Annotated in this window: 17 protein-coding genes; 14 read left to right on the forward strand and 3 right to left on the reverse strand. The window is 34.4% G+C overall.

The genetic code is table 11. From position 1 onward, the window contains the following. Positions 1 to 136: 136 nt before the first annotated feature. Positions 137 to 1,168, reverse strand: a complete 1,032-nt coding sequence (locus EDB96_RS16090; RefSeq protein ID WP_134141917.1) for an AraC family transcriptional regulator — start codon at positions 1,166 to 1,168, stop codon at positions 137 to 139. 107 nt (positions 1,169 to 1,275) lie between these two features. Here EDB96_RS16090 and EDB96_RS16095 point away from each other — a divergent pair, with 107 nt between their 5' ends. From EDB96_RS16095 to EDB96_RS16105, 3 genes are all read left to right on the forward strand, one after another. Continuing rightward, entirely contained in the window at positions 1,276 to 3,669 is a 2,394-nt protein-coding gene (locus tag EDB96_RS16095; protein WP_134141918.1) for a TonB-dependent receptor, read from the forward strand. Between the two features lie 22 nt (positions 3,670 to 3,691). Then, positions 3,692 to 4,927 carry a DUF4374 domain-containing protein gene (locus tag EDB96_RS16100; RefSeq protein WP_134141920.1) on the forward strand — a complete coding sequence of 412 codons (1,236 nt, stop codon included), beginning with the start codon at positions 3,692 to 3,694 and terminating at the stop codon, positions 4,925 to 4,927. Between the two features lie 75 nt (positions 4,928 to 5,002). After that, complete coding sequence (locus EDB96_RS16105; RefSeq protein ID WP_134141921.1) at positions 5,003 to 6,445, forward strand: PepSY-associated TM helix domain-containing protein; 1,443 nt, start codon at positions 5,003 to 5,005, stop codon at positions 6,443 to 6,445. Positions 6,446 to 6,528: 83 nt separating this feature from the next. Here EDB96_RS16105 and EDB96_RS16110 read toward each other — a convergent pair whose 3' ends face one another. Then, positions 6,529 to 7,467 (reverse strand): alpha/beta hydrolase, encoded by a 939-nt coding sequence (locus tag EDB96_RS16110; protein ID WP_134141922.1) that lies wholly within the window; start codon positions 7,465 to 7,467, stop codon positions 6,529 to 6,531. Positions 7,468 to 7,873: 406 nt separating this feature from the next. On the opposite strand from EDB96_RS16110, the gene EDB96_RS16115 reads away from it, so the two are divergent. The 9 genes from EDB96_RS16115 (at position 7,874) to EDB96_RS16155 (ending at position 18,959) form a co-directional block, all read left to right on the forward strand. Continuing rightward, positions 7,874 to 9,343 carry an MFS transporter gene (locus EDB96_RS16115; protein WP_134141924.1) on the forward strand — a complete coding sequence of 490 codons (1,470 nt, stop codon included), beginning with the start codon at positions 7,874 to 7,876 and terminating at the stop codon, positions 9,341 to 9,343. 47 nt (positions 9,344 to 9,390) lie between these two features. Continuing rightward, positions 9,391 to 10,707 (forward strand): MFS transporter, encoded by a 1,317-nt coding sequence (locus EDB96_RS16120; protein WP_134141925.1) that lies wholly within the window; start codon positions 9,391 to 9,393, stop codon positions 10,705 to 10,707. 98 nt (positions 10,708 to 10,805) lie between these two features. After that, positions 10,806 to 11,645 (forward strand): 5-dehydro-4-deoxy-D-glucuronate isomerase, encoded by an 840-nt coding sequence (kduI, locus tag EDB96_RS16125; RefSeq protein ID WP_134141926.1) that lies wholly within the window; start codon positions 10,806 to 10,808, stop codon positions 11,643 to 11,645. A gap of 4 nt (positions 11,646 to 11,649) precedes the next feature. Then, complete coding sequence (locus EDB96_RS16130) at positions 11,650 to 12,441, forward strand: gluconate 5-dehydrogenase (RefSeq protein ID WP_057116191.1); 792 nt, start codon at positions 11,650 to 11,652, stop codon at positions 12,439 to 12,441. Positions 12,442 to 12,465: 24 nt separating this feature from the next. Then, a complete protein-coding gene (gene uxaC / locus EDB96_RS16135) occupies positions 12,466 to 13,869 on the forward strand; it encodes a glucuronate isomerase (protein WP_134141927.1) in 1,404 nt (467 codons plus the stop codon). 63 nt (positions 13,870 to 13,932) lie between these two features. Next, positions 13,933 to 14,955 carry a sugar kinase gene (locus EDB96_RS16140; protein ID WP_134141929.1) on the forward strand — a complete coding sequence of 341 codons (1,023 nt, stop codon included), beginning with the start codon at positions 13,933 to 13,935 and terminating at the stop codon, positions 14,953 to 14,955. A 10-nt stretch (positions 14,956 to 14,965) separates the two neighbouring features. After that, positions 14,966 to 15,634 (forward strand): bifunctional 4-hydroxy-2-oxoglutarate aldolase/2-dehydro-3-deoxy-phosphogluconate aldolase, encoded by a 669-nt coding sequence (locus tag EDB96_RS16145; protein WP_057116188.1) that lies wholly within the window; start codon positions 14,966 to 14,968, stop codon positions 15,632 to 15,634. A gap of 219 nt (positions 15,635 to 15,853) precedes the next feature. Further along, the gene (locus EDB96_RS16150; protein WP_134141930.1) at positions 15,854 to 17,299 is read left to right on the forward strand and encodes a tagaturonate reductase; all 1,446 of its coding nucleotides are present in this window, start codon (positions 15,854 to 15,856) and stop codon (positions 17,297 to 17,299) included. A 37-nt stretch (positions 17,300 to 17,336) separates the two neighbouring features. Beyond that, positions 17,337 to 18,959 carry a UxaA family hydrolase gene (locus EDB96_RS16155; protein WP_134141931.1) on the forward strand — a complete coding sequence of 541 codons (1,623 nt, stop codon included), beginning with the start codon at positions 17,337 to 17,339 and terminating at the stop codon, positions 18,957 to 18,959. Positions 18,960 to 19,275: 316 nt separating this feature from the next. Here EDB96_RS16155 and EDB96_RS16160 read toward each other — a convergent pair whose 3' ends face one another. After that, positions 19,276 to 20,304: a LacI family DNA-binding transcriptional regulator gene (locus tag EDB96_RS16160; protein WP_057116185.1), complete on the reverse strand. Its 1,029-nt coding sequence runs from the start codon at positions 20,302 to 20,304 to the stop codon at positions 19,276 to 19,278. Positions 20,305 to 20,589: 285 nt separating this feature from the next. On the opposite strand from EDB96_RS16160, the gene EDB96_RS16165 reads away from it, so the two are divergent. Both EDB96_RS16165 and EDB96_RS16170 read left to right on the forward strand, forming a co-directional pair. Then, a complete protein-coding gene (locus EDB96_RS16165) occupies positions 20,590 to 22,035 on the forward strand; it encodes a glycoside hydrolase family 28 protein (protein ID WP_134141932.1) in 1,446 nt (481 codons plus the stop codon). A 33-nt stretch (positions 22,036 to 22,068) separates the two neighbouring features. Continuing rightward, a complete protein-coding gene (locus EDB96_RS16170) occupies positions 22,069 to 25,173 on the forward strand; it encodes a SusC/RagA family TonB-linked outer membrane protein (protein WP_134141933.1) in 3,105 nt (1,034 codons plus the stop codon). Positions 25,174 to 25,177 lie beyond the last annotated feature (4 nt).

A 25,177-nucleotide genomic window follows, 5' to 3' on the forward strand; every position in this document is an offset into this window, starting at 1 on the left:
GAAACGTTTTTAGAATTTAATTGACAGATTCATTTGATCGTGGGTTTTGTATATAAGTTTGCAATATACATTAATGTCGAATTTTTAAGGGTTTTAAGATTAAGTCGACGGACATAATTTTAAGACCCTTTTTTTTTTACCACAAAAATGAAAAACCTATTAACCAAAATTGAATAATGTCGGTATTGATTTTAAATTTTTGTGGAGAAAAGCCGTAATAGCTTTTAAATGCGGCCGAAAAATGAGAAACATCTTTATAGCCGCATTTATATGCGGCTTCGCTTACGGTTGCTGTTTTGCTTTGAAATAACTCTTTGGCGTGTTCCATTCTAAGTTTGATAATATAGCTTTTAACGGTTGTACCAAAACAAGCTTTAAAGCCTTTTTTTAATTTGAATTCGTTTAGCGAAATAAGTCGTGAAAGTTCGGGCAGGGTAGGTGTGTTTCGATAATCGTTGTCTAGTATTTTTTTTGCTTCTAAAAGTTTGTTGTATTCTTCTTCGTCAATTTTTTCTTTTAATGGAGGTTTGGTAATTATTGCTTCGAGCTGGTGAATTAGAAGTTCTTTAATTTTGCTTTCAATATAAATTCTCTTGAGTGCACCTTGACGCGTACAATTCTTTATTTCGTGTGTAACCCATTGAATAGCTGGTGAAAAAGGAAGATATTTTGAGTTTAAATAACTGGATTCTTTTCTAAGAATGTTTTTTGAAAATTTTTCATGTAGCTGCCAATCTTCATTAATGATATTATAATAAAACTCCTTTGATAAAATAATAGACAAGTAATTTATTTGTTTAGAAGGCGGAATTGTAAATGAAGCTTTAAAATTACTGGTATAAAAAATATTGTGTGTATTTTCTTTAGAAAATTTTTCGCCTTCTAACTGGTCTATTTGAGTTTCTACATTGCTGCTGTAAATAAAATTCATAACAACAGATTCTTCATCTATTTCAAAAATGACTGTTTTTGAGCTCGAATAATACATTTGGGTATCGAGTATAACTAAGCCTTCTGTAATTAAATGCCGGCTGCTAATTTTCTCTGAATTGTTGTTTTCTATATTGATATTCTCCTCTGTTAAAATGCTTTTTGGACAATATTTATCTCCAATTTGAATTTTAATTATTGGCGTTTCTGGTGTTAAAAGTGTGGCTTTGATTTTCAAAATTTAATCCGTTTTTACAAAATAATAATCCGTTTTTCCCTATCTTTTTTCAGGTTGTTGATGGTACTTTTGTGACAAAGTTATTTATAATTAGTCTAATTAAAGATATGTCAACTCAAAAATTTTTATTTTTTATTTCATCTTTCTTCTTTTCGTTCTTATCATTTTCCCAGCAAAATCAAGCTGTTACCGTATCTGGACAAGTTGTTGAAAAATCTGGGCAAACAATTCCATTTGCCACAATAGTTATTGAAAAAACGGGTTTAAGTATGGTTTCAGATGAAAACGGGAAGTTCATTTTTAATAATGTTAAGCCTGGAAAACACACATTAAAAATTTCTGCAATCGGGTTTTCAAGCTTTAAAAAAAGTATAGAAGTTTCAGATGTCAGCATAAATATTCCAGTTCAGTTAGAAAGTGAATTACAAGAGTTAGAAAGCGTAACCGTACTTGGAAGAACACCAACCGAAAAAGTAAATAAACAAGCTTACAGCGTAACAGCAATTGATGCTAAAAAATTACACAATTCAACATTGGATCTGTCTCATGCCTTAGATCGTGTTTCTGGAGTTCGTAATCGCGAAGCAGGAGGAGTTGGTTCGAGATCTGAACTTTCTATAAACGGATTTTCGGGTAATCAGATCAAAGTTTTTATTGACGGAGTACCAATGGATAATTTTGGTTCTTCATTTCAAATGAATAATATTCCAATCAATCTTGCCGATCGTGTCGAAGTTTACAAAGGAGTTGTACCAATTTGGCTGGGCGGAGATGCTCTTGGAGGTGCAATTAATATTGTGACTAACAGCAAGCCAAGAACTTTTGTAGATGCATCTTATTCTTTCGGATCTTTTAATACGCATCGTTCTAGTATCAATGCAGGCTATACCGCAAAAAGCGGATTCACAACAGAAATCAATGCTTTTCAAAACTATTCAGACAATAATTATTGGGTCAACGTAGACGTTGCCGATTTAAATACGGGAGCTTATTTCCCCAATCAGCGCGTAAGACGTTTTCATGATAAATACCGCAATGAAACCGTAATTGTAAATATTGGTGTAACAGGAAAAAAATATGCCGATAAATTAATGATTGGTTTTACTGGAGGAGAAAATAAAGCTGATATTCAGACTGGTGCAAGAATGGTTAGCGTTTTTGGAGAAATCTACAGAAGAGGAAGTATTGTTATGCCGACTTTGAAATATCAGGTTAAAGATTTATTTACCAAAGGTCTTAATGTTAATGTGACGGGTAATTACAATTTTGGATTCGAACAAAATGTAGATACAGTTTTTAGAAGATACAATTGGTTTGGAGACTATAAACAGTATGAAGGTACTGGCGGAGAAAGAAGCCGTACACTTCGTAAATTTTATAACAATAATGGTGTAGCGACTGCAAATGCAACTTATACGCTGAATGAAAGACACTCATTTATGATCAATAATACTTTTAATACTTTTGACCGTAAAGAGAGTGATGAACTAGTTCCTGAATCTTTGGTGTACAAACAGCCTAAAAAGACACAAAAAAATGTTTTAGGTTTAGGGTATAAACTGGATTATAATGAAAAGTGGAGTACTTCTTTATTCTTAAAAGATTATTCATTAAAAACTACTTATTCAAGAAGTTACAATCCTTCTGGAAATGCGGGCGATATTGCTTATCAAAAATATGTTGATAATACTTCTACAACAGGATATGGTGCCGCAACGAGTTATTACATAAAGCGTAATCTTCAGGTAAAAGCTTCTTTTGAGAAGAGTTACAGACTTCCAACTCCTGAAGAAATCTTCGGAAATGTAAATGATAATTTAGAAGGAAATCTGGCTTTAAAACCAGAAACTAGTAACAACTTTAATATTGGTGCAAGTTATCAAACGAGTTTTAATGTAAAAAATGCGCTGTCATTTGATGTGAATCTTTTACATAGAAATGCGACAGATTTTATTCGTCCTACCTTGAATAATAATCAAACCATGACTACGAATGTAAACCAAGGGAAAGTAACCAATTATGGTATTGATGGTGAGGTTAGATATTCGTACAGCAACAGGTTTACGGCTGGATTTAATGCCACGTATCAGAATATTAGAAATATGACTGAATATGAGCCAAATCAAAATTATGTTTCTCCATTTTACAAAGACAGAATTCCAAATATGCCATTCCTTTTCGGAAATGCCGATGCAACTGTATTCTTCAATAATCTATGGAAAAAAGGAAACAATTTATCCGTTGGCTACAATTTACTATATGTCCATACTTACTATTTGTCTTGGCCAAGTATGGGAAGCAAGGATAGTAAATTAGAAATTCCGCAGCAGTTCAGCCATGATTTGAATGCAGTTTATACGCTTGCTAACGGAAAATATAATATTGCTTTTGAATGTAAAAACTTCTTAGATAATAAACTCTACGACAACTTCTCCTTGCAAAAACCAAGTAGAGCTTTTTACATCAAACTTAGATATTACTTCAGTAAATCAAATAATTAATTTAATACAAACACATATTACAATGAAAAAAAGTACCAAATTAGCGTTATTATCAGCTGTATTAGCTTTTACAGCTTTTTCTTCTTGCAGCAGTGATTCAGATAAACCAGGCGACACAACAGGTGGTGGGACAGATACTGGAAAAACTAAATATATTATTACTGCAACAACAGGAGCAGCAGGAATTGCAGATTATTTATTAACTGCAGACGATGTTACTACAGGAACTATCACAACTACTGGAAACGGATTGGAACAAGACGGAACGTACCGTTACTATATTACAGCACAAAATAACTTTTTCAGTTTACTTTACGGACAAGGAAATCCTGGAGCTGTAACAACTTACAATTTAAATGCTGAAGGAAAATTAGTGAAGAAATCTGATTTCCAGGCAGAAACTGTACACGTATTTGCTGCTGTAAACAAAGATATCCTAACAATTAAGGTTCCAAGAAGTGGTGCTTCAATTGCTTCTATGTACAAGATTGATGCTGAAAAATCACTTATTATTGGTGAAGCACAGCAAGATACTAAGAAATTGGCAGGAAATGGAGAAAGAGCTTTCTTTACTTGGGCAACTCAGGTTGGAGACAAAGTTTATATGCCATATATGAGTATTAAAGGTGATGGAGTAGATAATTTCGGAACTGTAAATCCAGATAGTACTTGGGTAGCAGTTTACAACTATCCAGAACTTAAATTAGAAAAAGTAATCAAAGATAACCGTACAAGTTACTTAGGAGCTTATTTCACAAACGGATTATTTCAAGATGAAAATGGAGATGCTTACGGTTTCTCTGGAGCTATTGCGACAAGCAATGCTGTTGTGACTTCTACAAAACCATCTGCGGTTGTAAAAATTAAAAAAGGAACTACAGAATTTGATAAGTCTTATTTCTTCAACGTTCAGGAAAAATCTGGAGGATATAAAATTTCTTCGACTTCTTACATTTCAAAAGGTAAATTCTTATTGTTAATGTACGGAAATGTGGGAAAAAACAATGGTGCAGTTAAAATGGCTATTGTCGATGTGTACAACCAGACATTTACATGGGTTACAAATGCTCCTGCAATATTAACTTCTGTTACAAGCCGTTATAATATTACTTCTGAAGACGGAAGTTCTGCAATTGTTGGTATCAACACTCCTGATGGAAACTGGATTTATTCTATCAACGGCTCAACAGCTGTTGCTACAAAAGGAATGAAAGTTGAAGGCGGACAAATTACTGCAATTCAGAAATTAAAATACTAATATTTTTTTACCGTAAGTCCTTCTTTTTTATGAGGACTTGCGGTTTTTTTATTTATCCTATTTATCTATCCAATTATGTTTTCTTCTTCAAAACCAAAACCCAATACTAAGAAAAAAAGTAAAAAATCGCTTTTTAAGCGTGTTATGGCCTGGCTCCATTTGTGGCTTGGCATGGCATCTGGAATTATTGTAGTGATTGTCAGTCTTACGGGCTGTATATATGTTTTCGAAAATGAAATTAAAGATTTTATTGAAGACTGGCGTTTTGTAAAACCACAGGAAAAAGCATTTTTACTGCCATCTCAATTGGTTACGATTGCAGATAAGAAAATGAAAGATAAACATGCGACCAGCGTAACTTTTGGCGGAAAAGACGAAGCAGCGATTGTTGGTTATTTTGTGGAGAAAAAAGAAGAAGGCAGAAAAGGCAGGGGAGAAAGAGCGGAACGCAAACGAGACGATAAGAGAAAAAACTTTGCTAAAAATGAAAGTGTAAAAGCAAAGTCGGACTTAAAAGCGCAGCCGAATGAAAAAGGAAAAGAAAAAGGTAAAAAAGGAAAAGGCGGAAGAAGAAGCGGGACTTTTATAAGTGTTTATATGAATCCTTATACGGGAGAAATCCTAAATGTAAAAACATTTTCGCGAGGAGAATCGCCAGATTTTTTCAGATGGATCTTAAACGGTCACCGTGCCTTATGGCTTCCGTATGACATAGGACGCCCGATTGTAGGGGTTGCTGTCCTGATTTTTGTTTTTCTTTTAATTTCCGGAATTGTTTTGTGGTGGCCAACAAAATGGATAAAATCAATTATCGATAAAAGTTTTAAAATAAAATGGGACGCGAGTTTTAAGCGTGTCAATTACGATTTACACAATGTATTCGGATTTTACAGCTGTATTTTTCTTTTTTTCATTGCCGTAACTGGTTTGGTGTGGAGTTTTGGGTGGTGGAGTAAGTCACTATATTGGGTAACATCAGGAGGAACTCCGCTAGTTGAAAATCGAGAATCTCCAAAATCTGATACCACAATTGTCAAGGCATTTAATATTACAACTGCTGATAAAGTATTATTGAATATTAAAAAAGAAAACCCTCAGGCTGCTGGAATCATGATTAGTATTCCTTCGAAACCTGCAGATCCTATTGGTGCTTTTGTTTACAAGCAAAGACATACTTTTTACAACATGGACCGCTATAGTTTTGATCAGCAGACTTTGAAGGAAATTTCGATTAAAACTCCTTTTTCAGGAAAGTATATCGAAGCCAATATTCCAGACAAGATTCGACGTATGAATTACGATATTCATGTAGGAAGCGTTCTTGGTTTGACAGGTAAAATTATTGCGTTTCTCGCTAGTTTAATTTCAGCCAGTTTACCCATTACAGGTTTTATTATTTGGTGGGGAAAACAAAAATTTGGCAAAAAGAAAGCGCCTGCAGCAAAACCCAAAGTGGCCAGTAAAATTATTACTGCCCCGAAATTGAAAAGCAACGCAGCACAAGAAGTTTCTGCTTAAAATATAAAATGTTTTTTAATTCCTTTTTGTTTTTTTTTTTGATCAAAAGGCAAAACTTACGAAGTTTTGCCTTTTTTTATTTTTTAGTTATAACCATTGGCTTTAAGCCATTCTACACAATCTCTGGTCCAAAATTTACTGGTATCATTAACTCCTAATCCAAAACCGTGACCGCCTTTTTCGTATAAATGTAACTCTGCTTTAACACCATTTTTTTTGAGTGCTAAGTAGTAATTAATACTGTTTTCTGGTATAACAACCGTATCATCTGTAGCGTGAATTAAGAAAGCTGGAGGTGTTTTAGACGTAACTTTCTTTTCGTTCGAATAGGAATCAATTAAATCTTGTGACGGATTACTGCCAAGTAAATTAGTCTGCGAACCTTTATGAGTAATTTGATTTTCCATTGAAATTACAGGATACATTAAAATAGAAAAATCGGGGCGTGCACTAACTTTATATGTAGATTCATAAACTTTATCATCATAGTGAGTAGATAGAGTTGAAGCTAAATGTCCGCCCGCAGAAAAACCTAAAATTCCAATCTTATTCGGATCAATATTTAATTTTGCTGCATTTTGTCTTACATAACGAATTGCTTCCTGCGCATCCTGTAACGGACCAACATTTTTATTCTTCATAATCAAATCGTTTGGGAGACGATATTTTAATACAAAAGCCGCAATTCCTAAGCTGTTGAACCATTCGGCTACTTTTGTTCCTTCTTTATCAAAAGCTAAATGCATATAACCTCCGCCGGGACAAATGATTACCGCAGTTTGATTGGGTTTTGCATCTTTGGGAATAAAAATACTTAAGGTTGGAATGGTAACCTGAGTTGTACTTTGCAGTTTTCCGTCAGTAATACTTTCTTTTTCGTTATAATCTGCGGCTTTTATCTCGTCTGGAATTTTATTCCATAACGGAATTACCTGATTCTGTGCACTGCTGGAAAATATTCCAGAAAGCAATAGAAAACCCAAAGCAATTCCTCGTAATAGTTGTGTTTTTTTATTTTTCAATTTGTTTGGTAATTATTTGATTTTTAAATATTTATTAGCTTTTGTTGTAAAAAAAGTAACCGTTTATTCTAAAAGTAAAATTAGAATAAAATTGATTCTAGAAACATAAATTTCAGGACAATTTTACCCCATAAAAAGGATGAATTTAACCTCTTGCTTTTTAACAAATATATTGTTTAATGTGTAATTTTGTATTCTTTTTTTTATGTAATATGTTTATTTAAATAGTTAAAATAATTTTTTATACAATTTATTTGGATTGTAGAGATTAAAAACTATATTTGTGCAATCGATTACATTATTTATTTCATTGATTGTTAAAATATTGATTTTAACATTTTTAAATAGAAGTAAATGCTATAGGCTGAGATTACCAAAAATTACAAAACTATAATACCCACTTATTATGAATCAAACCGAAACTGTTGCCGTGAATGAGAATGTCAAATCTACAGGAAAATACCGTTGGAGTATTTGTGCATTGTTGTTTTTTGCAACTACAATTAATTATTTGGACAGACAAGTACTTTCGCTGACTTGGAGTGATTTTATTGCACCCGAATTTCACTGGACAAATAGTGATTACGGAAGTATAACTGCATGGTTTTCTATTTTTTATGCGATTGCCTTATTGTTTGCGGGAAGGTTTGTAGATTGGTTAGATACTAAAAAAGGATTTCTTTGGGCTATAGGAATATGGTCAGTTGGAGCCTGTCTGCATGCTTTTTGTGGAATTGCCACTTCAGGACTTATAACTGGAAACTGGTTTGTAGGTTTTGAAGGCGCTAAAGAAACAATCCATATGGTGAATAATACCGGATTGGTAATTAATGTAAGTGTTACATTATTCATATTTGCCCGTTTTGTTTTGGCAGTAGGAGAGGCGGGAAATTTTCCGGCAGCAATTAAAACTACAGCAGAATATTTTCCTAAAAAAGACAGAGCTTTTGCAACTAGTATTTTCAATGCTGGTGCAACAGTAGGAGCTTTAGCTGCGCCAATTACTATCCCTTTTATTGCAAAATCATTTGGCTGGGAAATGTCATTTATTATCATTGGAGCTTTAGGATTTGTCTGGATGGGATTCTGGATGTTTATGTACGATAAACCAGAAAGACATTCAAAAGTAACAGCAGACGAGTTAGCTTATATTCAGCAAGATGATATTGCCGATAGTAAATTAGTGGGTTACGTTCCTGAAACGACTACAAAAGTGTCTTTATTAGAGTGTTTCAAATACAAGCAAACTTGGGCATTCGCATTTGGAAAATTTATGACCGATGGTGTTTGGTGGTTCTTTTTATTCTGGACACCAGCTTATTTAAGTTCTGTTTACGGAATGGATTCTACTCAAGCCGCATTACCATTGTTTGTTTTATATATGATTACTTTATTGTCAATTATCGGCGGATGGCTTCCAACTTATTTCGTAGAGAAAAAAGGAATGAATCCATACGAAGGAAGAATGAGAGCGATGTTGATTTTTGCGTTTTTCCCATTGTTAGCACTAATTGCACAGCCTTTAGGATATATTAGTTACTGGATTCCTGTCATCATTATCGGAATCGCTGGTGCTGCACACCAATCTTGGTCGGCAAATATCTTTACTACGGTTGGAGATATGTTTCCTAAAAAAGCAATTGCCACCATTACGGGAATTGGAGGTTTAGCAGGTGGAATTGGTTCGACATTAATCAATAAAGGATCAGGAGTTTTGTTTGATCATGCTAAAGAAACAAATATGGTTTTCATGGGATTTAAAGGAATTGAAGCTGGATATTTTATTATATTTTCTATCTGTGCCGTTTGTTATTTAACTGGCTGGATTGTGATGAAAACACTAGTTCCGAAATACAGACCAATTACAAATCTCTAACCAAGATTTCTCAAAACTAACTAACCAACTTAAACCAAAACCACATTATGAACCAAGCTAATGCAGCAGTAGGAAAATACCGTTGGACTATTTGCAGTTTAGTGTTTTTTGCTACAACTGTCAATTATCTGGATAGAAATGTAATAAGTTACCTTCGGCCTTTTTTAGCAGAAGCTTTTCATTGGACACCAGAGCAGGAAGTAATTGATTATTCAAATATCGAATTGGCTTTTAAAATAGCTTATGCCTTGGGAATGCTGGTTGCCGGTGGAATTATTGATAAGTTAGGAACAAAATTAGGTTATGCAATTGCAACCGGATTATGGAGTTTAGCCGCAATTGGACATGCGCTGGCAACAGGAACAGGAGGGTTTTTAATTGCACGTGTGTTTTTAGGAGTAACAGAGGCAGGAAACTTTCCGGCAGCGATAAAAGCAACAGCTGAATGGTTTCCGCAGAAAGAGAGAGCCTTAGCAACAGGGATTTTCAATTCAGGAAGTAATATTGGAGCTATAATCGTACCTTTAACTGTTCCTTTTATTGCAGAAAAATATGGATGGCAGTGGGCTTTTATCATAACAGGAATAGTTGGTTTTATCTGGCTGATTTTATGGTTTTTGTTTTATGAAGTTCCGCAAAAGCAGAAACGTGTGTCTCAGGCAGAATTAGAATATATCACTTCTGATAAAATTGAAGAAGTAGAAGAAGAATCAAAAGAAAAAGTTTCGTGGATTAAATTATTGTCGTTTCGCCAGACTTGGGCTTTTGCAATTGGTAAATTATTGACAGATCCAGTTTGGTGGTTTTATCTCTTCTGGCTTCCAGATTTTTTGATGAAAGAGTACAAGCTTACAGCAACAGAAATTATCTGGCCTTGCGCGCTGGTATATATGATAGGAAGTGTTGGAAGTATTGGCGGAGGCTGGCTTCCGTTAAAATTAATAAACAATAATTGGCCTGCTTACAAAGCTCGTAAAACAAGTATGCTCATTTATGCATTTGCCGTTCTTCCCGTTTTGTTTTCACAATATTTAGGAACAATAAATATGTGGTTTGCCATATTGGTTATTGGTCTAGCAGTTTCAGCGCATCAGGCTTGGAGCGCCAATATTTTTACAACTGTTTCAGATATGTTTCCGAAAAAGGCAACGGCATCGGTTACGGGAATGGGAGGAATGTTTGGAGCGCTTGGCGGTATATTATTGACTTTAGTAGTACAGAAAAACATGTTTGTATACTATACTAAATTGGGTAAAATCGAAACAGGATATTTCATTATGTTCTGTATCTGCGGAGCTTCATATTTATTGGCTTGGCTGATTATGCATATTCTAGTTCCGAGAATGAAAAAAGTAGAATTGTAAAGAAAAAATGATCGGCAGTGAAATAAATTTTGGTTTGAATTATGGTTTTTCAATATAAAAAATTAATTTTGTGCAATCGATTACATTAAATAGAAATTATGACAAAATATAGTTCACGATACGCGTCAAGCCCAAAAGCTGTAAAAAAATATGATACACAACAATTAAGAGAAGAATTCTTAATTGATGACCTAATGCAGGAAGATGAAGTGGTATTGGTTTATTCTCATTACGACAGATATATTGCAGGTTCTGCAGTTCCGGTAAAAGGAGATTTGGTTTTAGAAACTATTGATCCACTTAAAGCGTCTTATTTTTTAGAAAGAAGAGAACTTGGAATTATTAATGTAGGAGGAAGCGGTTCTGTTATAGTAGAAGGAACAACTTATGAATTAGGTTTTAAAGATGCACTTTACATTGGAAGCGGTAATAAAGAAGTAATTTTTAAAAGTGATGATGCAGGTAGTCCTGCTAAATTCTATCTGAATTCAGCTCCAGCTCATACCAATTACCCAACTAAAAAAGTAAGTTTAGCGGAAGCGAATAAACTGCAGTTAGGAACAATGGAAACAGCTAACCACCGTACCGTAAACCAAATGATTATTGGAAGTGTTGTTACAACATGCCAATTGCAAATGGGAATGACAGAATTAAAACCGGGAAGTGTTTGGAATACAATGCCGGCTCACGTACACGATCGTAGAATGGAAGTTTATTTCTATTTAGATATTCCACAAGATCAGGCTGTTTGTCACTTTATGGGACAGCCTCAAGAAACAAGACATATCTGGATGAACAACCATCAGGCAGTAATTTCGCCGCCTTGGTCTATTCACTCAGGTTCAGGAACCAGCAATTATACTTTTATCTGGGGAATGGCAGGTGAAAATTTAGATTACGGAGATATGGATGTTTGTAAAATCACAGATTTAAGATAAGAATATGACAAACTTATTTGATATAAAAGGAAAAGTTGCCCTTATTACAGGAAGTACGCACGGACTGGGAATGGCAATGGCAAAAGGACTTGGAGAAGCCGGGGCTACAATTGTAGTGAACGGAAATTCATCTCAGCAAAAAATTGACGATGCCGTGGCAGAACTTCAAAAAGAAGGAATCAATGCTGTGGGTTATAAATTTAATGTAACAGATGAACAAGAAGTAAAGGCTGCTGTTGAGAAAATCCAAAGTGAAGTTGGACCAATCGATATCCTAATCAACAATGCTGGAATCATCAAAAGAATTCCGTTGTTAGATATGGAAGTTTCAGATTTTAGAGAAGTGGTTGATATTGATTTAGTAAGTCCGTTTATCGTTTCTAAGCATGTTGCAAAAGGAATGATCGAAAGAAGACAAGGAAAAATAATCAACATTTGCTCTATGATGAGCGAATTAGGACGCAGCACAGTTTCTGCTTACGCTGCTGCAAAAGGCGGTTTAAAAATGCTGACTAAAAACATGGCTACAGAATGGGCAAAATACAATGTTCAGATCAACGGAATCGGACCAGGATATTTTGCAACGGAACAAACAAAACCAATTAGAGTTGACGGACATCCGTTTAACGATTTTATTATTAGCAGAACTCCAGCGGCAAAATGGGGAGACCCAAGTGATTTAGCCGGAGCGGCAATATTTTTATCATCAAAAGCGAGTGATTTTGTAAACGGTCACATTTTGTATGTTGACGGTGGAATCCTTGCTACAATTGGAAAACCTTCAAACGAAGAATAATTCTCAAATTATATTTTAAAAGACATGAGCGCAAATACATTCATACATGACAATTTTTTATTAGAAAATAAATACGCTGAAGAGTTATATCATAATTATTCTAAAAATCAGCCAATTATTGATTATCACAATCATCTTAATCCGCAGTTTATTGCAGAAGATAAGATTTTTGATAATATAACAAATGTATGGATCAACGGCGATCATTACAAGTGGCGTGCAATGCGTACATTAGGAATTAACGAGCAGTTTGTAACAGGAAATGGTTCAGATAAAGATAAGTTCTTAAACTGGGCAAAAACAGTTCCGTACACGATGCGTAATCCTTTGTACCACTGGACACATTTAGAATTAGCTCGTTATTTTGATATTTATGATCTGCTAAATGAAAAATCGGCTGAGAAAATTTATATCGAAACTTCAGAAAAAATAAATTCTCAGGCGTACAGCACACAGAATCTTCTTAAAAAAGTAAACGCTGAATTAGTTTGTACTACAGAAGATCCAATTGATTCACTAGAATATCACCAAAAATTCGCAAACAACTCAGTTGGAATCAAAATGAGTACGGCTTTCAGACCTGATAAAGCCATCTTAATTGCTAATGATGGTTATAATGCATATCTGGACACATTAGGGGATGTGTCCGGACTTGCAATTAATACTTATGCTGATTTACAAACTGCCTTAAGAAAAAGAATTGAGTTCTTTAATGCAAACGGATGTAAATTAAGTGACCACGGTTTAAATCAAATTGATTTTGAAGAATTTACTGAAAATGAAGTAAGTGCAATTTTCAAAAAGAAAAGAGAAAACAGAATTTTATCGCCAGAAGAAGCTTTGAAATTCCAAAGTGCGATTTTAGTATTCTTATCAGAAACCTATCATGAATTTGGATGGGTACAGCAGTTTCACTTAGGTGCATTGCGTAACAATAATGCCCGTATGCACAGAATTTTAGGTCCAGACACAGGATGGGATTCTATTGGAGATTATCCGCAGGCACAAAAATTATCTGCTTTCTTAAATGCGTTAGACAGTAAAGACAAATTGACGAAAACAATTATCTATAACCTAAATCCGGCTGATAACGAAGTTATGGCAACAATGATTGGAAATTTCAATGACGGAAGTGTTCGCGGAAAAGTACAATTTGGTTCCGGATGGTGGTTCTTAGATCAAAAAGACGGAATGACAAAGCAGTTAAACGCGCTTTCCAATATGGGATTAATCAGCTGTTTTGTTGGAATGCTTACAGACTCAAGAAGTTTCTTATCGTTCCCAAGACACGAATATTTCAGACGTATTTTATGTAATCTTTTAGGAGATGAAATCAAACGCGGTGAACTTCCAAACGACATGGAATGGATCGGAAAATTAGTTGCTGATATTTCATACAACAACGCTAAGGAATATTTCAAATTTTAATTAAAAGTTAACCGCAAAGTTCACAATTCCGATAGCTATCGGGAGTGGCAAAAAAGATATAATATGAGTAGAGTAGTTGCATTTGGAGAAATCATGCTGCGTTTATCGACAGAAAGACATTTGCGTTTTTCACAATCTACAGCATTTGGTGCTACGTATGGCGGCGGTGAATTTAACGTATGCGTTTCTTTGGCAAATTACGGAGTTAATGCTGAATTTGTTACCAGACTGCCAGAAAATGAAATTGGTTTTTCTGCATTAAGAGAAATCCGAAAAATGAACGTTGAATCTAAAAACATTGTTTACGGAGGAGAACGTTTAGGAATCTATTTCTTAGAAACTGGAGCAGGAACACGCGGAAGCAATGTTGTTTACGATCGTGCACACAGTGCCATGTCAACAATTGAAAAAGGGCAGGTAGACTGGGAAAAAGTTTTAGAAGGAGCTGAATGGTTTCACTGGAGCGGTATAACACCAGCGATTTCAGAAAGTGCAGCAGAAGCTTGTTTAGAAGCAATTAAAGTCGCTCATAAATTGGGAATTAAAATTTCATGCGATTTAAATTACAGATCAAAACTTTGGCAGTATGGCAAAACTCCAAGCGAGGTAATGCCAGAAATGTTAAAATACAGTAATGTTATTTTAGGAGATATTGATACTGCGTATTTTATGTTGGGAATTCCTAAGGTAAATCCGAATTATCAGGACGAAAAAACGCTTCCAAATTTATATACAAAATTGTTCGAATTTATTCCGAACCTTGAAATCGCTGCTACGACACTTCGTTATTCTGTAAGTGCTTCTCACCAAAGAATCGGCGGAATTTTGTTTGACGGAAAAGCAATTCACAGTGCAGCTGTAAAAGAAGTTACTCCAGTAGTCGACCGTGTAGGAAGCGGCGATGCATTTATGGGCGGATTAATTTATGGTCTGCTGGAATATCAAAATAATAACCAAAGAGCATTAGATTTTGCAGTTGCAGCATGTTGTTTAAAACATACCATTGCAGGAGATTACAACTTGGTTACATTGAAAGAAGTTGAAAATATGATTGATGGTGATGGCTCTGCATTAGTATCAAGATAAAAAAATAAAAATGGCAAAATATTCAAGAATTGAAGTCGCTTCGCAAATGAAAGAAAACGGTATGGTTCCGTTGTTTTTTCATTCTGATATCGAATTGAGTAAAAAAGTTTTAAAAGCATGTTACGACGGTGGTTCTAGATTAATGGAATTTACCAGCAGAGGTGATTTTGCACACGAAGTTTTTGGCGCTTTAAACAAATATGCTTTGGCAGAACTTCCAGGAATGATCTTAGGAGTGGGCTCAATTACAGATGCCGCTTCTGCTTCATTGTACATGAGTTTAGGTGCAAATTTTATTGTAACACCAGTTTTTAGAGAAGATATTGCTATCGCTTGTAATCGTAGAAAAGTATTGTGGTCACCTGGCTGTGGTACTTTGACAGAAATTGCGAGAGCAGAAGAATTAGGCTGTGAAATTGTAAAATTATTTCCAGCAGATATTTACGGACCAGAATTTATAAAAGCCATAAAAGGACCGTGTCCGTGGACAAACATCATGCCTACAGGAGGTGTTTACCCGACTAAAGAAAGTCTGAGTTCATGGTTAAATGCAGGTGCAACCTGCGTTGGTTTAGGTTCGCAGTTAATTTCAAAAGATATATTAGAAAATAAAGACTTCGACGGATTGACTGCAAAAGTCAGTCAAGTTCTTGACATTATAAAAGAGATTAGAAAATAGATTAAGGGGTAATCATGCCGAACTCCTTATTTTATAAGTTTTTTTTAGATTTTTAGAGATTGTAATTGAACATTACGCTTGAAAAATTTTACCCGCCATTCCTCACAGCAGGTTTTATTTTGCTAATCGGGTGTAATGTTTCATTTACAATTTAAAAGGCAGAAATAAAGAAATAAGGTTTGTAAATGGTTATTTATAACGCATTAAAGAAAATTTAAAATGAAAAAATTAAATAGAATAAATACAGGATTAGAAAAGTTACAGCCAATTAAGGTAGTTCAGTTTGGAGAGGGTAACTTTTTAAGAGCCTTTGTTGATTATGCTTTTGACAAACTAAATAAAGAAGTTGATTTTAATGCCGGTATTGCAATAGTTCAGCCTTTGAAAGACGGTATGGTAAATATGATTAATGATCAGGACGGTCTTTATACCTTATTTATGAACGGAATTAAAAAAGGTGAAAAAATACAAGATATTGAGTTAATTACAAATATTGTAAAAACTATAAACCCTTATACTGAATTTGCAGATTATTTGGCTTTAGCCAAAGAAGAAGAACTTCAGTTTATTGTTTCTAATACTACAGAAGCTGGAATTGAATTTATTGAAAGTGATACTCCAGACATGCAGCCGCCAGTGTCATTTCCTGCAAAATTGACGGTTTTATTATATGAAAGATTTAAACATTTTAATGGAGATGCTTCTAAAGGAGTTACAATAATTCCTTGTGAATTAATTGATTATAACTCTGAAACACTGAAAAAATATATTTTACAATATGTTGATTTATGGAAATTAGAAGATGCATTTAAAACTTGGGTATCAGATGCTTGTACGTATCATAGTACTTTGGTTGACAGAATCGTTCCTGGATATCCAAGAGCTGAAATTGAAGAATACAATAATAAATTAGATTATGAGGACAATTTAATTGTTGCTGCTGAACCTTTTTTCCTTTGGGCTATTGAAGGTGGAGATGATTTAAAAGCAAAATTGCCATTTCATAAAACAGACTTGAATGTAAAAATCGTTGATGATATACGTCCTTTTAAAATGATTAAAGTTCGTATTTTAAACGGTGCGCACACGGCAATGGTTCCTTTTTCACTTTTACATGGTAATAAACTAGTAATGGAAACTGTTAATGGAGACTTTACTGGAAAATTTGTAAACAGCGTTATTAGTGAAATTAGTGAAACTCTTGATATGGACAAAAATGAAATTACAGCCTATTCTGAGGAAGTAATGGACCGATTTAAAAATCCATTTATCAAACATGCACTTGCTGATATTGCGTTAAATTCTGTATCGAAATTCAAAGTAAGAGTTTTGCCTAGTTTATTAGGATATTATAAGGCTAACAAAAAACTGCCTGTTAATTTGACTTTTTCATTAGCAAGTTTAATTCGTTTCTACAAAGGAACATGGAATGGTCAAAGTTTACCGGTTAAAGATGGTGAAGATATTACAACTTTCTTTAACGGACTTTGGAAATCTGATGATTATGAGAAAATCGCTCGTTTAACATTACAAAATAAAAATTTCTGGGATGAAGATTTAACAGAAATCCCTGGATTAACAAAAGCAATTACAATTGCATTAGAGGAAATAGATGCAAATGGTATTGAAGCTGGCTTCGCTAAGTTTCAAGAAAGAATCAAATAAAAAAACACACAAAAAGAACAAAGAACAAAGGTTAATTATGGCAACGCAGAAAAAATTAATAAAAGTTAATCCTACTGATAACGTAGCGGTAGCTTTGGTAAATCTTACAGCAGGCGAAGTAATTGATTTTGAAGGAGAATCAATTACTGTTGAGTCTGATGTAAAAATGAAAAATAAGATTGCAATGGTTCCTTTTAATGTAGGAGACAGAATCATTATGTACGGTGTTTTGGTGGGAAAAGCTAGTGCAAGAATCGAAAAAGGAGGATTGCTTTCTACTTTAAACGTAAAACACGAAAGTGATAAAGTTACTGGTAAAACAGAAACTATTGGCTGGAATGCACCAAATGTTGATAAATGGAAAGATAGAACGTGGCAGGGCTATCATAGAGAAGATGGACAGGTTGGAACAGAAAATGTATGGTTATTTTTTCCATTAGTTTTTTGTGAAAACAGAAACATCGAAATCTTAAAAGATATCTTTGAGAAAGAGTTGATGAAGCCTAAAGAAAACGATTATCAATTGTTGTTGCGTTCTTTAGTAAAATCAGAAACTGGAGGAGCAGGAAATCAAGAAGCGTCAAACGATGCTAACTTATTCAATAATATTGAAGTTAAATTCATTACACATCAAGGTGGATGCGGTGGAATTCGTCAGGATTCTCACAGTTTAGCGAAGCTTTTGGCTGGTTATGTAAATAATCCAAACGTGGCTGGAGCAACTGTTTTGAGTTTAGGATGCCAGAATCTTCAAATTTCAATTTTCAAGGAAGCTTTAGATGCTATAAATCCAAACAGTAAAAAACCTGTTTTAATTTACGATCAGCAGTCTATTGGAACAATTGAAACCATGTTGAGCAGTGTTGTAAAAGATACTTTTGAAGCGATAAAAAAAGCAAATGAAATAAAAAGACAACCAGCTCCATTATCTAAACTAAGAATTGGTTTAGAGTGCGGTGGATCTGACGGATTTTCTGGAATTTCTGCAAACCCAACGTTGGGAGTGTTGTCCGATCATTTAGTTGCTTTGGGAGGAACTACAATTCTTTCTGAATTTCCAGAATTATGCGGCGTAGAACAGGAATTAGTTAATCGTTGTGTAGATGATAAAGATGGAAAACGTTTCTTAGACTTAATGCAGTGGTACGAAAAAACAGTTGTAGATGCAGGTTCAGGATTTGACATGAATCCATCACCCGGAAACATCAAAGACGGTTTAATTACAGATGCAATGAAATCGGCTGGTGCGGCTAAAAAAGGAGGGACTTCACCAATTGTAGGGGTTTACGATTATGGAGAATATATTAATGAAGCAGGATTTACATTGTTATGTACTCCTGGAAACGATGTGGAATGTACAACTGCAATGGTAGGTTCTGGAGCTAATATGGTATTGTTTACAACAGGTTTAGGAACTCCGACAGGAAACCCAATTGCACCAGTTGTAAAAATTTCATCAAACACGCAGTTAGCGAATAAAATGTCTGATATTATCGATATTGATACTGGTGGAATTATCACTGGAGAAAAATCAATTGACGAAATGGCTGACGAAATGTTAGAATTTATTATTGATGTTGCCAGCGGTAACATTAAAACTAAAGCTGCAATATTAAATCAGAACGATTTTATTCCTTGGAAAAGAGGGGTTTCGCTTTAAGTTTTTAGGTACTAAGGTACTAAGGAGCAAAGTGACAAAGGTTTATATAGAAGACGCACAATATAGTGCGTCTTTTTTTTGTTAGGTTTATCCGTAGAGAAAGCTCCAGTGGAGCAAAATTTTTATAGCATTACAATATGACAAACAAAAGAAGCTCCAGAGGAGCGACATATTTTTCTACGGCCTAGATTTATGTCGCTCCTCTGGAGCTGCTGTGAATGTTTATTCTTTCCTAGAAATATTTTGCTTCTCCGAAAGCTTGCATAAAAAAAGCCCATTCTAAAATGAGCTTATATAACTTATATAGGGAAAAAAATTAAAAATTAGTTTTGGTAGAAGATTTACGAATATGTAATTCTGGTGCAAGAACCACCTTTTTTTCGATTTTAATAGTATCTGTTTTATCGACTTGTTCTAAGAAAACGCGGGCAGACATTCTTCCCATTTCCAATGGTGACTGATCTACAGATGTGATAGATAATTCCATGAATTTTGTAAAAGGCTCATTACTAAAACCAGCCACACAAAAATCGTTTGGGATATTGATATTGCGCTCTTTTAATTCTTGAATAGCTCCTAATGCAGCAAAATCACTCGAAGAAAATATAGCATCGGGAGGAGTTTCTAATTGCAAAAGTTTATCCACAGCTTCTTTTCCAGCATCGACAGCACTTTTGGTGTAAATAACATATTTTTCATTAAACTCTATTCCGTTATCAAGTAAGGCTTGTTTGTATCCTAAAAAACGGTTTTTAAAGATGTCCAGCGATTGATCTCCAGAAAAGTGAGCAATATTTCTACAGCCTTCATCAATCAAATGTTTAGTGGCTAAATAACCTCCTTTAAAGTCGTTAATAGTGACAGAGCTTACACCATCAATATGTTTGCTCCTGTCAAAAAATATCAGCGGTACATTTTTTTCTAATACATTTCTAAAAGCGCTGTCATTTTCATCAGAAACGCCAGTTACAGACATCATAATTCCGTCAACCTGCGCATCTACAAGCGTATGAAGGTTTTCATTCTCTCTCTTAATGCTTTCATGTGTTTGACAGATAATAACTTGATAGCCATGAGGATAAAGTTCTTCTTCAATTCCCCTGATAACAGAGGCAAAGAAATTGCTGTCAATACGCGGTACAATAACTCCGATATTATTACTTCGACCACTTTTTAAAGCCAGCGCCAATTTGTTCTGCTTATAGTTCATCGCCGCTGCGGTTTTAATCACCAGTTCACGTGTAGCCTCCTTAATTTTAGGATTGTTATTTAGTGCTCTAGAAACTGTTGCAGCAGTGATATTTAGTTTTTCAGCAATATCGTAAATAGTTACTTTTTCACTCATTAAAAAAAGTTTTATCGGATTATTTTAGACAAAAATACATTTTTTTTTATTACGCAATATAAAATGTTATCGATTACCATAATTAATAACTAAAACGTTTTATATTTTACAATGATAATAAATTATGTGTTTTTTTAAATTAAATGTAATTATATTTTATAATAAAAATTAAATATATAATTTTTTTCTAAATTAATTTGGTGTCTTAGAACAATTTTTCTACTTTCGTGTAATCGATTACACAATTGCTTGCGTTTTCGACTTTAAACAAGAAAATACGACTAAATGATTCCTCCTAAAAACCTCACATTTAATTGGATTGTATTTTTAACTGCTTTTACTGTAGTGGCGGTATCATGCGCAAAGAGAACCTCTTCTGTTTCTTCTAATGCATCGAATCCGTGGAAAAAAGTGGATTTGGTTTTAAAAAGTATTCCACAAACACATTTTTTGGATAAAGTATACAATATAAATGATTTTGGTGCTGTTGCAGATGGAAAAACGCTTAATACGGAAGCTTTTCAAAAAGCAATAAAAGAATGTGCGGCAAACGGAGGCGGGCAGGTTTTGGTTCCACATGGAAAATATCTAACTGGAGCTATACACTTAGAAAGTAATGTGAACCTGCATTTAGAAGATCACGCTGAGATTCTTTTTAGTTTAAATCCTAAAGATTATCCAATCGTTCATACCTCTTGGGAGGGAACAGAAGTAATGAATTACTCTCCTCTTATTTATGCAAAGAACAAAACCAATATTGCTGTAACTGGAAAAGGTACTTTAAACGGTCAGGCTGACAGCACCAATTGGTGGATTTGGTCTGGCGGAAAAAATTACGGCTGGAAAAAAGGGATTCCGTCTCAAAATGATCCGACAAACCGTGAAGTATTGGTCGATATGGCTGAAAAGGGAGTTCCTGTTGCCGAACGCATTTTTGGTGAAGGAAGATATCTTCGTCCAAATTTCATTGAGTTTTTTGAATGCAATACCGCATTAATCAAAGATGTTACAATCATAAATTCTCCTTTTTGGATTTTGCATCCAATTAAGACAAATAACATGATTATTGATGGCGTAACGGTTAACAGCCATGGACCTAATAATGACGGCTGTGATCCTGAGTATTCTCAAAATATTGTAATTAAAAACTGCACTTTTAATACTGGCGACGATTGTATTGCAATAAAATCCGGCCGCGATGCGGATGGAAGAAGAGTGGCAATTCCGAGTAAAAATATAATTGTGCAAAACTGTAAAATGATCGACGGCCATGGCGGTGTTGTTATTGGGAGTGAAATTTCTGCAGGTGTAAATAATGTATTTGTTGAAAATTGTGTAATGGACAGTCCCAATCTGGATCGCGCCATTCGTATCAAAACCAACTCTAAAAGGGGTGGCATTATCGAAGATATTTTTGTTAGAAATCTTGAAGTCGGCACTGTTAAAGAATGTGTTTTAAAATTAAACATGTTTTATAATGTATACGGATCACAAACTGGGAATTTTATTCCAACCATTAGAAATGTAAGTTTAGAAAACGTAAATGTGAAAAACGGTGGCAAATACAGCGTTTGGGCAGAAGGATATGCAGCATCTCCAGTGGAAAATATTACCCTTAAAAACGTGAAAATTCAGAAAGTAGATTCTGTTTATTTATTAAAAAACGTAAAAAACATAAATTTTATAAATACCTACATCAATGAGAAAAAAGTAGAATCAATTAAACACTAAACACTATCAATTAACCAAACTTTAAACCAGACTATGAATTTTAAAAAACTATCAAAGAAAAAAGAAAAATACAGCTTTGTATTTTTATTTTTCCTGAATTTACTGCTGTGTAATACAACAAATGCACAGTCAGTACTAATTGAAGGAAAAATTACCGATGCCGCGGGACTATCACTTCCTGGAGTAAATATTCAGGAAAAAGGAACTAAAAACGGAACTTCAACAGATTTTGAAGGAAGTTTTAAAATGAATGTAACTAATCCAAAAGCCACTTTGGTTATTAGTTATTTAGGCTTTCAAACGCAAGAAGTTAGTATTGCCGGAAAATCTAAAATTAACGTAAGTCTTGCAGAACAATCCAACTCTCTAAATGAAGTTGTTGTGGTTGGTTATGGCTCTGTTAAAAAAACTGATTTAACAGGATCTATTAGTACAATCAGTGCTGCAACTATTACGGAAAGAAATACTACAAGCCCATTAGAGGCAATTCAAGGAAGTACACCAGGGGTTCAGATTTCATCTGCTTCAGGACGTGCAGGAGACGGATACAAAGTGGTAATCAGAGGAAATAATTCATTAGTTGGATCATCACCATTATATATCGTAGATGGTGTTCCAGTTGATAATATTGACTTTTTGAATCCGCAGGATATTTCTAGAATGGATGTTTTAAAAGATGCCTCTTCGGCTGCAATTTATGGTTCGCGAGGAGCTAGCGGTGTTATTATCGTAACAACAAAAAGCGGTGCAAATGTAAAATCTGGAATCAACGTAACTTTTGATACTTCTTATGGTAATAAAACTGCCGTGAGAATGCCAAAAATGATGAACGGAGCAGAATGGTGGAAATTTCATCAGGTTGCCTATATGAGTGCAACACCTCAAACACAAACGCCTGCGCAATTAGCAGCTTTAGCAGGAAATCAAAGTCCATTATTAGTTTCCCGCGCTAACAACGGTTACAATTTTGACTGGACAGATGCTGTTCTTAAACCAGGTATGACTCAAAACAATTATTTAAATGTTACAGGACGTTCAGATTCTGGTTTGAGCTATAATTTAGGATTTGGTGTTCAAAGCGATGAAGGGCTTATCGAAAATGATTCGACTGATAAATATTCTTTTAAACTAGGATTGAACCATAAAATCAATGATAAATTTACTACTGGGGCCAACATTACTGTTGCACGCCTTGATACACAATTAGGAAGTGATTTAGCAATGCAAGACGCTTTCAGATTAAGTCCGCTGATGTCGCCTTGGGCTGTAGATGCACAAGGAAATGAGAAAGTAGGAACACTGTTTTTCCTTCCAGGAAAATTAACTTATCCAGATGGTTCATGGGCAATAAACAAAACCAGTACTGTAAACCCATTAATGGAAATTGCCAATTCATCTCAAACAGAAAAAACATGGCAGACAGTTGGAAATGTTTTCTTCCAATACCAGCCTTTAAAATGGCTTTCGTTTAAAACAACATTTGCAGGAGGTATCGAAAACACTGTTACCAGTACAGCTTATAAAGCGCAGACCAATGCAGGTGTAACCTTAAACGGAAAAAATTCTGCATCAATTAAAAACTTCAACAACTTTAACTACACTTGGGATAACCAGATCGATTTAAAACACACATTTAAAGAAGTACACGATTTTAGTGTTTTATTATTACAGAGTTTGTATTCAAATGTTGATGAAACGTCTTATTTATATTCTAACAATCAGCCTTTTGATGTTGGATCAAATAATATGGGATCTGGAGTTCAGACGAGTTATAACATAAGTTCTGGATATCAAAAGAACACTTTAAGTTCTTATGCAGTTCGTTTAAATTATACATTTAAAGACAAATATCTTTTAACAGCTTCTACAAGATGGGATGGTTCTTCTGTTTTATCTGAAGGTAATAAATGGCAGAGTTTCCCTTCTGTAGCTTTAGGATGGAAAATTAGCAAAGAATCTTTCTTAGTAAATAGCTCAGTTATTTCAGATTTAAAACTTCGCGCAAGTTTAGGTTATACAGGTAACGACAACGTTGCACCTTATACTTCTCAGGCTTTATTGAATCAGCAGACTTTTTATGCAAATGGAGCTAATGTAGTATCAGGCTGGCAGTCTGAAAATTTAGCGAATCAAAACTTAACTTGGGAAAAAACACGAGAGTTAAACTTTGGTCTTGATTACGGATTCTTAAATAACAGAATCACAGGTTCTGTAGATGTTTATGACAGATTATCAGATAAATTAATTTATAAGCAAGAACTGCCTCTTGAAACAGGTTATAAAAATACATTTTCTAACGTTGGATCTGTTAGTAATAAAGGGGTAGAAGTTCTTTTAACTACAAAAAATATCAAAAGCAAAAATGTAAATTGGGAAACTACTTTCACGTTTACTAAAAACGTAAATAAATTAGAGTCAATTTACAATCAGGATCAAGTAAGTGATATTGGAAACAAATTAATTTTAGGATCTGAATTAAATCCAAACTACAATTACGTTTATGACGGAGTTTGGCAGGAAAGCGAAGCTGCACAAGCTGCGTCATACGGAATGGCTCCAGGACAAGCAAGACCAAAGGATTTGAACAATGACGGTAAATTCAATCAAGATGATAGAACTGTAATCGGAAATGCTAATCCAGACTGGCAGGGAAGTTTATATTCTAAATTGACCGTTGGTAATTTTGATTTCAATTTCTCAGTTTTAACGAGCCAAGGACAAACAGTTTTAAGTACTTTCCATCAAAACTTTGCTGATGTGAGCGACCGTGGACGTCAGAAATTAGCAATGGATTACTTTATTCCGACAAACGGGACAGGAATTGAGGCTAATGCAAATAATACAAACCCAAGACCAGGGCCGGTAGCTACTGGAGCTGGAGCTTATTGGACTTCTTTATTTGGGTACTACAGAGACGTTTCTTACGTAAAAATTAAAAATATATCTTTAGGATACACATTAGATTCTGAATTATTGAAAAGGCTTAAAATAAGTAATTTAAGAATTTACGTGAATGTTTTAGACCCATTTGTATTTACAGATTTTGATGGATATGATCCTGAATGGGCTGGTGCTGCCTTTGGAGTAAACCGTCCAGCATCAGTGACTACACAATTAGGATTAAGTGTTAAATTTTAATAAG

It is taken from the genome of Flavobacterium sp. S87F.05.LMB.W.Kidney.N (assembly GCF_004366435.1).
Classification (GTDB): domain Bacteria; phylum Bacteroidota; class Bacteroidia; order Flavobacteriales; family Flavobacteriaceae; genus Flavobacterium.